8 protein-coding genes are annotated in these 13,114 nt (G+C 47.1%); 3 read left to right on the forward strand and 5 right to left on the reverse strand.

The genetic code is table 11. The features are described 5' to 3' along the window. Positions 1–111 precede the first annotated feature (111 nt). The 3 genes from ACQY1X_RS23055 to rimP all read right to left on the reverse strand — a co-directional run bounded on the left by ACQY1X_RS23055 (position 112) and on the right by rimP (position 2,201). Positions 112–393 carry a YlxR family protein gene (locus ACQY1X_RS23055; protein WP_024970683.1) on the reverse strand — a complete coding sequence of 94 codons (282 nt, stop codon included), beginning with the start codon at positions 391–393 and terminating at the stop codon, positions 112–114. Then, complete coding sequence (nusA, locus tag ACQY1X_RS23060; protein WP_002738721.1) at positions 390–1,586, reverse strand: transcription termination factor NusA; 1,197 nt, start codon at positions 1,584–1,586, stop codon at positions 390–392. Before nusA ends, ACQY1X_RS23055 begins: the two co-directional genes overlap by 4 nt. Positions 1,587–1,730: 144 nt before the next feature. Then, positions 1,731–2,201, reverse strand: coding sequence for a ribosome maturation factor RimP (gene rimP, locus ACQY1X_RS23065; RefSeq protein ID WP_002756173.1), 471 nt, complete (start codon positions 2,199–2,201; stop codon positions 1,731–1,733). Between the two features lie 213 nt (positions 2,202–2,414). Between rimP and ftsH the strand changes: the two genes are divergently transcribed. Continuing rightward, on the forward strand, positions 2,415–4,310 hold the full coding sequence (ftsH, locus tag ACQY1X_RS23070) for an ATP-dependent zinc metalloprotease FtsH (protein WP_149107547.1): 1,896 nt from the start codon (positions 2,415–2,417) through the stop codon (positions 4,308–4,310). 84 nt (positions 4,311–4,394) lie between these two features. Here the strand turns inward: ftsH and ACQY1X_RS23075 are convergent, their stop codons facing one another. Continuing rightward, the gene (locus tag ACQY1X_RS23075; protein WP_002739319.1) at positions 4,395–5,183 is read right to left on the reverse strand and encodes a response regulator transcription factor; all 789 of its coding nucleotides are present in this window, start codon (positions 5,181–5,183) and stop codon (positions 4,395–4,397) included. Positions 5,184–5,564: 381 nt separating this feature from the next. Here ACQY1X_RS23075 and ACQY1X_RS23080 point away from each other — a divergent pair, with 381 nt between their 5' ends. Further along, on the forward strand, positions 5,565–6,860 hold the full coding sequence (locus ACQY1X_RS23080; RefSeq protein WP_002739113.1) for a Glu/Leu/Phe/Val family dehydrogenase: 1,296 nt from the start codon (positions 5,565–5,567) through the stop codon (positions 6,858–6,860). A gap of 131 nt (positions 6,861–6,991) precedes the next feature. Further along, entirely contained in the window at positions 6,992–9,724 is a 2,733-nt protein-coding gene (locus tag ACQY1X_RS23085) for a cation-transporting P-type ATPase (RefSeq protein WP_430015752.1), read from the forward strand. Between the two features lie 277 nt (positions 9,725–10,001). On the opposite strand, the gene ACQY1X_RS23090 is transcribed toward ACQY1X_RS23085, so the two are convergent. Continuing rightward, a complete protein-coding gene (locus tag ACQY1X_RS23090) occupies positions 10,002–13,106 on the reverse strand; it encodes an efflux RND transporter permease subunit (RefSeq protein ID WP_430015186.1) in 3,105 nt (1,034 codons plus the stop codon). Positions 13,107–13,114 lie beyond the last annotated feature (8 nt).

The following is a 13,114-nucleotide window of genomic DNA, read 5'->3' on the forward strand; positions in this document are numbered from 1 at the left end:
CCATTATCCCCCGGCTAAAGTGTTAGTGATCCTATAAGTTGGCTGATTTTTTGATCCTGTCAGGACTGCCCCCTTTCCATGGTAACGATTTTGTGGCTATGATCGTCAATTTTAATCCTGATTTGGACGACCTTGTTTGGCAGTCCCGATGCGCTCTTGCAAGGATTCATAGAGCGTTTCGGGAATATTGGCTTTTAGGGCCCGTCCGAGACGATTTTTTTGCCGGGCCAGTTGTAGGCAGTTAGGTTGCGGACAGATATAGGCCGCTCTTCCCATGCCTTGATCTAATTGTATCTGTCCGGATGGGTGTAGTCGGACAATTCGCCAAAAGGATTCCTTCGGGGCGAAGAGACGGCAGCTAATACAGCGTCGATAATTGACGAAGGGGTTCATTCTTGGTCTAAATCCTGCGCTTCTGGGTCGGTTTCATCGGTTTTTACCTCTTGTTCTCCTTTATACAGGGCGATATCCTTAATATCGATTTTCCAGCCAGTCAGACGGGCGGCTAAACGCACGTTCTGCCCTTCTTTGCCAATCGCTAAACTTAATTGATCCTGGGCCACCAGTACCAATGCTTGTCTTTCTTCGGCATTAGTGAACAAAACTTGGTCAATACGGGCGGGACTAAGGGCATTGGCGATGTAGGTGGCGGGATCTGGAGACCAGCGAATCACGTCGATTTTTTCGCCCCGCAATTCGTTCACCACGGCTTGAATCCGCGAACCTCTGGCCCCAATACAGGCCCCAACCGGATCCACGTCTCTTTCTAGGGTATCGACGGCGATTTTTGTCCGCGAACCAACGTGACGGGAGGGGGGATTAGCTTCCCGGGCGACGGCGACAATACGCACGATTTCCTCCTCGATTTCGGGAACTTCGTTGGCGAACAAATATACTACCAAGCCTGCCGCCGCTCTGGAAACAATTAATTGCGGGCCGCGTTGAGAACCTTCCAAGACTTTTTTGAGCAGAACTTTAAAGGTGGCGTTGGCGCGATAGTTATCGTTGGGCAGCTGTTCCCGTTTGGGTAGTTCTGCTTCCACTTCCGGTTGACCGTAGGTACTTTGTACCATGACAATGGCGGCCTGTCTTTCAAAACGGACGACCCGGGCCTGTAAAACGGTTCCTTCCAGATCTTGGAACTCCTCTTGAATCATTTTGCGTTGGTTATCCCGCAGTTTTTGCAGTAAAACCTGTTTAGTTTGAATCGCCGCCATGCGACCAAATTCTCTTTGGTCGGGGGTGACATCAAGAACTACTTCATCCCCTAATTGGGCTTCATCGGCCACTTCCTGCACCTCTTTGAGACCGATGTGATGGTCGGGATTGGTCACTTCTTCCACAATAGTTTTAGTAGAAAGGATGCGAAACCCTTCTTCTTCTACGTCTAATTCCACATCAAAGTTATTGAAATAATCTTCATGAAATTGAGCGGCTTTTTCTAAACTTTGGGCGCGTCGATAACGTTCGTAACCCTTGATCAGGGCTTCACGCAAGGCTTCCTGTACGGCATTTTTGGGCAGATTATGTCGTTGGCTAATTTCTTCGAGCATTATTTTTAAACCGGGCAAATTAACGGTAGCCATAATTATTTTTTCTCCTTACTTTTGAGTTATTAGTTTTTTATCTGTCAGCCTTGTATCAGTTATCAGATGTAAGTTTTAAGTTAATCAGTTAGTTAGTTAGTTAGTTAGTTATCTTCATCTTTATCCCTGATTATTGTTTACTGTTTACTGATTATTGCGCTGCTCATCTAAACGGACGCTGATGACGGTAGTGCGATCGATGGTCAGGGCGCGACCCTTTTGGTTAAGATAAATAGATTGCTCATCTCTACCTTGCAGTTTTCCGCGCCATTCTTTTGGTTTTCCCTGGCTATCTTGGCCGGTAATGATGACGGGAAAACCTTTAAAAGACTGAAATTCACGCTCACTGCTCAGTTGTCGAGAAATGCCGGGGCTAGATATTTCCAAAACGTAGGCACCGGGTAAGATTTCTTGACTGTCGAGGGCGGTTTCTAAAGACCGACTCATCTGCTCACAGTCCTCTAAACCAGTATCTCCCGCAAGATTGCGAATATCAACGCGCAGGACGGGAGGCCTTTTATTGGTTTGGAAAACGATATCGACCACTTCTAGCCCCAAGTTTTCAGCGATAGGGGTGGCTAGGTGCAGCAGGTCGGGGATGAGCGGATGGGTCATGATTTAGACAATAAAAAAAGCGGGCGAAACCCACTTCCCTAAACTGTTAGTGATTGGGATAGGCAGTTGTTAGACCACCTAGCTGAATACAGTATAGCAAAAAACCGTCATCACTATTTGCCCTCAGGGTCTTGCCGGGGAAAAACAGAACAGTGGTCACGATCAAGTCGATCTGTCACAATGAATACAGGGTAACTAGATATAGAGTCAATTATGGATCAAAAATCTCCGCTCACCGTAGTTAGAGCCAAGTCAGCTAAGAATCGTGGTCATCGGCCAGTATGGAAAGGGATTGTCAGCACTTGGATGATTCTGCAAACCTTTGGCCATGTCAATCCTGCTTGGAGTCAAAAAAACCCAAATACCCTCACCTACGGTGAATTGTTAGAGAAAATCGAGCAAGGCAAGGTAAAAAAGGTGGAAATCAATCCTTCTTTGCAGCAGGCAGCAGTTACCCTCGTCGGTCAAACGGATAAGGATACCCCGAAAGAAGTTAATTTATTTGACCAAAATCCCGAATTAATCAAGAAACTCGATGCTAAAAAAATTGAGTATGGTATTCTCCCCACCACTGACAATTCGGCCTTGATCAATGTTCTCACTAACCTGTTAGTGATTATTATCGTCTTGGGATTATTGGTGTTTATTATCCGTCGTTCTGCCAATGCTTCCGGTCAAGCGATGAACTTCGGTAAATCAAGGGCGCGGTTTCAGATGGAGGCGAAAACTGGCATAGAATTCAATGATGTGGCCGGTGTGGATGAGGCCAAGGAAGATCTAGAGGAAGTGGTAACATTCCTCAAACAACCGGAAAAATTTACGGCTATTGGTGCGAAAATCCCCAAAGGAGTCCTGTTAATTGGTCCTCCGGGGACGGGAAAAACTTTACTGGCTAAAGCGATCGCAGGAGAGGCGGGAGTACCTTTTTTCAGCATCTCCGGGTCGGAATTTGTGGAGATGTTCGTCGGGGTTGGTGCGTCGCGAGTGCGAGATTTGTTCCGAAAAGCCCAGGAAAATGCCCCTTGTTTGGTTTTTATCGATGAAATTGATGCCGTTGGTCGTCAACGAGGGATCGGTTATGGGGGAGGTAATGATGAACGGGAACAAACCCTGAACCAATTATTGACGGAAATGGACGGTTTTGAGGTCAATACTGGCATTATCGTCATTGCCGCCACCAACAGGCCTGATGTTTTGGATTCGGCCTTGCTGCGTCCGGGTCGTTTTGACCGACAGGTGGTGGTGGATTATCCAGATTCTAAGGGACGTTTGGCCATTTTGGAGGTCCATTCTCGCGATAAAAAGGTGGCTGCTGATGTGGCTCTGGAGGCGATCGCCAGGCGCACCCCCGGTTTTACTGGGGCAGATTTGGCGAATATGCTCAACGAAGCGGCGATTTTTACTGCCAGACGGCGCAAAGAGGCGATTACGATGGAGGAGGTCAACGATGCGATTGATCGGATTGTGGCCGGTATGGAAGGGCGTGCTTTAGTGGATAGTAAAGCCAAGCGTTTGATCGCCTATCATGAAGTTGGCCATGCGATTGTCGGTACTCTCTGTCCTGGCCACGATCAAGTGGAAAAAGTCACCCTGATTCCCCGGGGTCAAGCGCAGGGGTTAACTTGGTTCACTCCCGATGAAGAACAGGGTTTAACCAGTCGTTCCCAGTTGTTGGCCCGAATTGCGGGATTATTAGGGGGACGGGTGGCGGAGGAATGTGTCTTCGGTGAGGATGAAGTGACCACCGGTGCTGGTAATGATATTGAAAAAATTACCTATCTGGCCCGACAGATGGTAACGCGTCTGGGAATGTCGGAATTGGGATTGATTGCCCTAGAGGAGGATGGTAATTCCTATCTCGGTGGTGCTGGCGCTGGTTATCATGCCGACCATTCTTTCGCGATGATGGCGAAAATTGATGCACAAGTGCGGGAACTTGTCAAGCAATGCCACGATTTAGCAACAAAACTTATCCTTGACAATCGTATGGCGATTGATCGCTTGGTGGAGATACTGATTGAACAGGAAACCATTGACGGCGACGAATTCCGGCGTTTATTGAGGGAATTTCAGCAACAAGCGGATCGGTCAATGGTGACTATGGTTTAATTTGCCCTTCGTCTCCTTGCTTCATTCAGTGCTTAGGAGACGATTTCAGCCAAAAATCTGCTAATCAGTCGGACAAAGCCAGAATTAACGACTAACATTGTGAGCGGGGATTTTACTCATGGAATGACCGTTATGATTGCCTTTGGTGGAAGCAATAATATTAGCTTCTAAAGCTGAATTGATCTCGGCCAACATTTCTAGATTGAAACGATAGCCGACGTTGCGGACGGTTTGAATTAAATTAGGTTGTCTGGGATCGGTTTCGATTTTTTTCCGCAGAGAGAGAACATGAGTATCAATTGTCCGGGGGTTATCGATTTCCTCGGGCCAAGCGCGACGCAGTAAATCGGCTCTTGATAGGGGTGTTCCCTCCGCTTGGGCTAAAACGTAGAGTAGGCTAAATTCTTGGGGCGTTAATTCGATATACTCCCCGCGAAATTGTACCCGTCTTTGGGCTAAATCTATTTTTAATTGTCCATAATCCAAGTGTAGGGGAGCAGCCCTACCGCCTAAACGACGGGTTAACACTTCTACCCTAGCCATAAATTCTTGCATTCCAAAGGGCTTTTTCAGGTAGTCGTCGGCCCCGGCTTTTAAACCATTGACCACATCTTTTTCGCCATTGCGGGCCGAGAGAATCAGTATTAGAGAATGTTTTTGTTGATAAAGCCAACGGCAGAGTTCGATTCCATCCCCGTCGGGTAAGTCGGAATCGATAATTGCTAAGGTTGGTTGACGGTGAAGGAAAGCTTGACGCGCACTTTGCAGGTTTGCTGATTGATTGACCAAATAGCCGGCCTGTTGCAGATGCCAAGCTAATAGCGATCGCAAGTGCGGGTTGCCCTCAACAATAGAAATATGGATCGATACCACTTGAGTTTCTGCCCCATTACTGCACAGATTGACACATTGTCAGGGTATCAGAATTAATGTCAAGATGTTGTAACAATCGTAACATTCGTCAGCCGTCAGCTTTTTAGCTATCAAGCATCGGTGGTCGGTGGTCGATGGCAAATTAGGTTACATTTCATCTTTGTATCGTTGACAATTAAAATTAAATGGAATTAAGCGATCGCATCCTCTTGGTGGATGATGTACCAGAAAATCTCTTACTCACTGAAGTTAACTCAACACTAACCTTGTTTGAGAACACTGGTAGGCAATTCCCGCCCATGGTTAATTAAGAAAAATAAACTGTAGTGAAATATACGGTTTTGACCTGTTCTAATGGGGATAGATAGGGGAAAAAAAATCATGTCGAAATCACTCTTTACCGATGCCAGCAGTCGCTTAGAACGGGCCCTTAAGTATGTCTCCATTTCCGATGATGCGATCGAGCGGTTAAAATATCCCAAAGCTAGTCTTAGCGTCTCCATACCCGTCCGTATGGACAACGGCACTTTAAGAATCTTCCAAGGCTACCGCGTCCGCTACGATGACACCCGCGGCCCCGGCAAGGGGGGTGTGCGCTATCATCCCAACGTCAGCATTGATGAGGTGCAGTCCCTGGCCTTTTGGATGACCTTTAAATGCGCCCTGCTGGATTTGCCCTTTGGTGGGGCTAAGGGCGGCATTACCCTAAATCCGAAAGAATTGTCAAAAGCCGAGTTAGAACGCCTTAGCCGGGGCTATATCGAGGGTATAGCCGACTTTATCGGTCCCGATGTCGATATTCTTGCCCCCGATGTCTATACCAACGAGATGATCATGGGTTGGATGATGGACCAGTACAGCATCATTCAGCGTAAAATTAGTCCGGCGGTGGTGACGGGGAAACCTTTAACCATGGGAGGCAGTCGCGGCCGCGATACGGCGACGGGAACGGGGGCTTTTCATGTTATTAACTCTCTTTTGCCGAAATTAGATAAAAAACCCGCTAATACTACCGTAGCCGTCCAAGGATTCGGTAACGCTGGGGCTGTAGTAGCGGATCTCCTCGCCAAAGCCGGTTATCAAGTGGTGGCGGTAAGTGATTCCCAGGGCGGCATTTATCGGGAAAAAGGCCTAGATATTGCCAGTATTCGTGAGTATAAACAGGAACATCGCGGAATTACTGCTATTTACTGTGAGGGTACTGTGTGTAATATCGTAGAACACGAGGCGATTAGTAATGAGGAATTATTAGCCCTAGATGTGGATGTTTTGATTCCGGCTGCCCTAGAAAACCAAATTACCGCCGAAAATGCCGATCGCGTGCGGGCAAAATATATCTTTGAAGTGGCCAACGGTCCGACTACCTCAGAAGCCGATCGCATTTTAGACTCAAAAGGAATTCTCGTTTTCCCCGATATTTTGGTTAACGCGGGTGGGGTAACGGTGAGTTATTTTGAATGGGTGCAAAATCGCAGCGGTCTTTATTGGCAATTAAACGAGATAAATGAGCGCTTAAAAGAAAGAATGGTGACAGAAGCCGAAAAAGTCTGGTCTTTCGCCCAGGAATTCGATATATCTCTGCGTACCGCCGCCTACGCCCACGCCATTGATCGTCTCGGTGAAGCCCTAGATGCCAAGGGAACCCGCGACTATTACCAAAATAAGACGAGAGCTTAAGGTCGTCGGTCGTCAGGAAATAGGGTGATAGGGTTTTGGGGTGATAGGGTGATGAGACAGCTTCCCCACTTCCCCACACCCTGTCCCCAGGAAAAACTTTTTGCCGCAAACCCTAAATATGGTCGAGCATGATGCCAGTCCAATTATCGTTGCCCTTATATCATCAACTTTCTCAACCAGAGGTGATTGAATACTTGACCAGCGATGGGTCAGCGGGCTTATCAGCAGAAGAAGTGGCCAGTCGCTACGAAAAATATGGCCAGAATGAACTGCGATTTAAGCCGGGGAAACCAGCTTGGTTGAGATTTTTGGGGCAATTTCATCAGCCACTACTCTATATTCTCCTGCTTGCGGGTACTATTAAGGCATTTTTAGGGTCTTGGACGAATGCCTCGGTGATTTGGGGAGTTACCCTGATCAATGCCATTATTGGCTATGTGCAGGAAGCTAAGGCGGAAGGTGCGATCGCTTCCCTAGCCAAAGCCGTAACCACAGAAGCGACCGTGTTGCGAGAGGGACAAACCCTGCGGATTCCATCTCGGGATTTGGTGCCGGGAGATATCGTTTTATTGGCATCGGGGGATAAAGTACCGGCGGACTTGAGGCTGCTGAAAGTCCGCAATTTGCAGGTGGATGAGTCTGCCCTGACCGGGGAATCCTTGCCCGGGTCAAAAGCGATCGAACCCTTACCCGGGGATACGCCCCTAGCAGAAAGGACAAACATGGCCTACGCAGGGAGTTTCGTTACCTTTGGACAGGGCAAAGGGATCGTTGTCTCTACGGCCAACGCCACCGAAGTGGGGCAGATTTCCCAGTCGATGGAAAGCCGAGTCAGCCTTAGCACACCCCTGACCCGTAAATTTGCCCAATTTAGCCGCACCCTACTCTACGCAATTTTGACCCTAGCAACCTTGACCTTTGCCATCGGGTTAGGACGGGGGAAATCTTGGATCGATATGTTTGAAGCTGCCGTTGCCCTCGCAGTGAGTGCGATTCCAGAAGGGCTGCCGGCAGTGGTAACGATTACCTTGGCCATTGGGGTCAACCGCATGGCCCGTCGCAATGCGATTATTCGTAAACTGCCCGCAGTGGAAGCATTGGGGAGTGCGACCGTCATTTGTTCCGACAAAACTGGAACCCTGACCGAAAATCAAATGACTGTACAGTCGATTTATACTGAAGGGCAATATTACGCCGTTAGTGGTGGTGGCTATAGTCCCAAGGGCGAAATTAGTCTGATTACCGATGGCAACCCCAGCAGCCCATTTGCAGAGGAATTACCGCCGGCCCTGGGGGATTGTCTGGTAGCTGGTTTGCTTTGTAATGACTCCGGGCTAAAACAAAGGGGAGAAGATTGGTCAGTGGTGGGGGATCCTACGGAAGGGGCGCTGATTGCGGCCGCTGCCAAAGCAGGTCTCAGTCAATTGGGGCTATTGTCTTTAACCCCACGATTGGATGCAATTCCCTTTGAATCTGAGTACCAATACATGGCAACCCTGCATGATGGGATACCTCGTCTGATCTATGTCAAGGGATCGGTTGAGTCGCTGATGCGTCGTTGTTCCCAGATGATCGATCGCTATGGTCAGATGACCGCGCTGAACGCCCAACAGATCGAGCAAGCGGTAGAAACGATGGCAGAGCAGGGTTTACGGGTGCTTGCCTTCGCCAAAAAAGCAGCCGCGACCCATCAGCATTCTATCGACCATGAGGATATCGAAACAGGCTTGGTGTTTCTAGGATTACAGGGCATGATTGACCCGCCTCGTCCAGAGGCGATCGCTGCCGTTCATGCCTGTCAAACTGCCGGGATTCGGGTCAAGATGATTACTGGTGATCATCTTGTCACGGCGCGGGCGACCGCGGAACGGATGGGCATTAAAACGGCAGCACAAGTCTTAGCATTTGAGGGAAAACAATTAGCGCAAATGGATAATCATCAACTGGCCCAAGCGGTGGTCGATGGATCGGTATTTGCCAGGGTTGCCCCTACCCAAAAACTGCAACTGGTGGAAGTACTCCAGTCTCAAGGGGAAATCGTGGCGATGACCGGCGATGGTGTCAATGATGCGCCGGCTCTCAAGCAGGCCGATATCGGCATTGCCATGGGGAAAGGGGGAACGGAAGTCGCCAGGGAATCTGCTGATATGCTCCTCACTGATGATAACTTTGCCTCGATCAAGGCCGCTGTCGAAGAAGGACGCACCGTTTATCAAAATTTACGCAAAGCGATATCTTTTCTCTTACCTGTCAATGGTGGCGAATCGATGACCATTCTGATCAGTACTTTACTGGCGCGAGATTTACCCATCCTCTCCCTACAAGTACTCTGGTTGAACATGATCAACTCGGTCACGATGACTGTTCCCCTGGCCTTTGAAGCAAAATCCCCCGGCATTATGCAGTCACCACCACGCAATCCCAATGAACCTTTGATCACCAAAAAACTATTGCGCCGAATTTTGGCTGTTTCATTGTTTAACTGGATTCTGATTTTTGGTATGTTTGAGTGGGCTAAATCGACCACAGGAGATATTGCCGTTGCCCGCACAATGGCAATTCAATCCCTTGTGGCAGCACGGGTTATCTATCTGCTCAGTATCAGCCAATTAGGGATGAGCCTAGTGGACTACCTGCGTGGTCAGTCAACCTCGATTACTAATGCACCGATCCTAATTTTGGGGATTGTGGCTGCTGTTGTCCTACAAATTTTGTTTAGTCAATGGGGGGTGATGAACAGTCTGTTTGCAACGGCGACCCTAACCGGTCATCAATGGCTAATCTGTTTGTTGCCGATGCCGCTCATGGTACTTTGGGCAATTTTTGCCAATGTTATCGATCCTCCTCATTGTCATGGGAAATAACTAGGGTTTGCGGCAAAAAGTTTGTTGGTGGGGTTAGGAGTCAGGAGCCGGTCGTCGGTCGTTTGAGGCTTTGTTGCCCTCTCTTTTTGTACCAGTTTATGTACTAAAAGAAGGATAATGCAAGGTTTTTGAGAGTCCCAATCCGATTTTCGCAGCATGAACATCGGATTTTAACAGGTCAAAAGCCTCATTTTAAGCTGAGCTCACGGCCGAAGCCCACACCCCACACCCCACTTCCTCACTTCCCCACTTCCCCACTTCCCACTGTGCAGGGGGATTATTTTCTAGAGAATAAAACGTAAAAACAGGGAATAATAAACAGAGTTAACAGAGTTGCTAAAGACAAACCCGAAAAAACGACAATTCCTAAAGGTTGCAGGAATTCTCCCCCCTCTCCTAATCCTAAAGCGAGGGGAAATAAACCTAAAACCGTGGTCACGGTAGTCATTAAAATCGGTCGTAAACGTTGGGGAGCGGCCTTTAAAATAGCTTGTAGTCGAGTAAAACCGAATTCTTGCCGCAATTGATTGGCTAATTCCACCATAATAATCCCGTTATTAACCACAATGCCCACCAATAACACCACCCCGACGATGACAATGGCATTAATCGGGGTTTTGGTCAAATATAGTCCAAAAATTCCCCCCGCTAGGGCCAAAGGAACGGTTAACATAATCACCAAAGGGTCTATGAGCGAGTTATACTGGACGGCCATGACTACAAAGACTAAAAATACCGATAAACCCGCTAATAAACCCAAAGAACCCTGAATTTCTTGATTAGAGATGGCAGCAGCACTGGGTAAAATGCTGATACCATCGGGTAAGGGAGTGGAATTTAAAAGCGATTGTACCCCCGCGAGTGCGTCACTTAATTTCGCACCCTCGACTAAACTGCCGATAATAATAAAAACTTGACGCTGATTAATTCTCTGGATGACTGCTGGGGTTTTTCCCCCTTCAATCCTAGCGATATCTGCTAATTTTAAGTCTTCTTGCCTATTGACAAAAATAGGTATTTGTGAGATGTCACTAATTTTTTGCCGCGAGTTGGGGTCCAATTGCACTCGGATATCGATTAATCTTTCTCCCCGTTGCAGTTGGGTGGGGATTGATCCTTGAATAGCGGTCCGTAGCGTTTGTCCCACTTCCAGGGTACTCAATCCCAAACTATTTAAGCGGGTCCAATCGGGTTTAATCTGGATTTCCGGTTGTCTGGGGTCAGCATCGGCACGAAAACGCGCACTAGGGACTTTTTCATCGAGAATACTGAGGATTTCTTCACCAGCTTGCTCTAAAGTGTTCCCATCGGGTCCCTGTAACATCACATCCACGTCAGCACCAACGGAGGGAGAGTTATTAAGAATAATACCGCGCACTTGACCGGGAGTGAGACGCAAACGCACGTTAACGAGGTTTAATTGCTCTAGTGCTTTGCTCATGCGTTCGATATATGCTTCTGTATTAGTGCCTTGTTTGAGATTAATCGTACTAGAAGCACGCAAAATATTTTCATTGGTAGTTGTGCCAAAAAGAGAACCGCCACTGGTAGTAAAAACGTACTTAGTCTCTGGTTGTGATAATAAAATCTTTTCTACTTCCCGCATCACCTGACGGTTAGTATTTAAATTGGTACCAGGAGGAAATTGAGCAAAAACGTTCACCTGTCCGGTTTGAATACGACTAAAGACTTCCTGGGGGATATATTGCCAGAGATAGAAACTACTTCCCCCTAAAATTAAAAAGGCCAGCAGGATAACAGGTATTCTGTAGCGGATGATTTTAGCTAAAAAACGACCGTAGAGGATGGTTAAAGCTTCTAGACGTTGACTAAAGACTTTTAAGAGCCAAAATCGCTGAATACCACTAGAAAACCGCATATTTAACAAACGACTGGCTAACATGGGAACAACGGTTAACGCACACAGGAGAGAAGCAGCCACAGCAAAACTGATAGTGAGGATAATCTCGTTAAACAGCAGGGAGATAAAACCACCCAGTAATAAAAATGGCAGGATAGAGACGAGATTAGTCGCAGTGGAGGCCAATAAAGCAGATTCTACCTCTTGGCTGCTATTCCGGGCAATTTCTAAAAAATCTCGCTTATTTTGGTTTTGATTAACTTTGAGGGCAATATTTTCCAGCATGACGATGGAATTATCCACCACGATACCCACCCCTAGGGCCAATCCTCCCAAACTAAACACATTTATCGATAACCCGAATAACTTCATACAGATGATTGCGACGAGGGTAGAAAGAGGAATCGCTAGGGTAATGATAAAAGTCTGTCGCAGGGAACCGAGAAAGACGAATACAGTCAATCCTGCTAGAATTGTCCCCGCTAGTCCCGAAGAAACCACGTTATTAACCGCATTTTGGATAAATACAGACTCATCGCTAGTGGGGACGACTTGTATTCCCCCGGTCATTAACCCGGATTTTTTTAATTCTGTAATGCGTTTTTTGACCCCTTCTACCACAGCAATCGTGTTCGCATTCGGTTGTTTTTGGACGCTAACCCTGACGGCATTTTTTCCATTTAGGGTGACAAAAATTCTTTGTTCTTCTGTCCCATCGATAACTCTGGCCACATCCCGCAGATAGATTTTTTCTTCGGGATTATTACTATCGGTCAGTGCTAAATCTTGGATATCCGCTACGTTTTTAAATTTCCCCACCGCACGGGTTAAAGGTTCCCCAGTTTCTCCCTCTAGTCGGCCCCCAGAGATGTCCTGATTGCGTCTTTTTAGGGTGTCTAAAACCTGATTTAATCCCACTCCTAAAGATTGTAATCGCTGCAGGTCAATATTAACTTGAATTTCTTCTCTAACTCCCCCAATCACGTCCACCACTGCAACTCCTCCCACAAATCCTAATTCTCTCCCTAATTCTTCATCAGCAAATAATCTTAAATCTTTTAGGGGTAGGGTATCAGAAACGAGAGCAAATTCATAGACGGGTAAACGAGAGGGTTCAAATTTGTTTAAGCGCGGTTCCTCAATAATATCGGGTAAATTTTGTCGGACACGATTAAAACTTTCGGTAGCTTCATTTAAAGCGACATTTAAATCTCCCCCCGGTTGAAAAAATAAATCTACTCGCATCCTTCCCTCGCGAGTTTCTGAATAAACTTGCACTACTCCCTCGGTGGCACTCATTCCTTCTTCTAGGGGTTTAGTTACTTCTTCGAGAATAACTTCCGGGGAAACTCCCGGGACATTCATCCTTAAACTAATGCGAGGATAAGTGATAGAAGGAAGCAAATCTACTTGTAAACGATTTAGAAAAAAAAGACCGATGATGATAACTGCTATAGTTAACATCAATACTCCTATGTGACGACGAATTGATAGACCGCTTAGGGAGATGTTTTCTAACATGATTACCT

This window comes from Microcystis protocystis FBCC-A270, from assembly GCF_050500235.1.
GTDB lineage: Bacteria > Cyanobacteriota > Cyanobacteriia > Cyanobacteriales > Microcystaceae > Microcystis > Microcystis ichthyoblabe_A.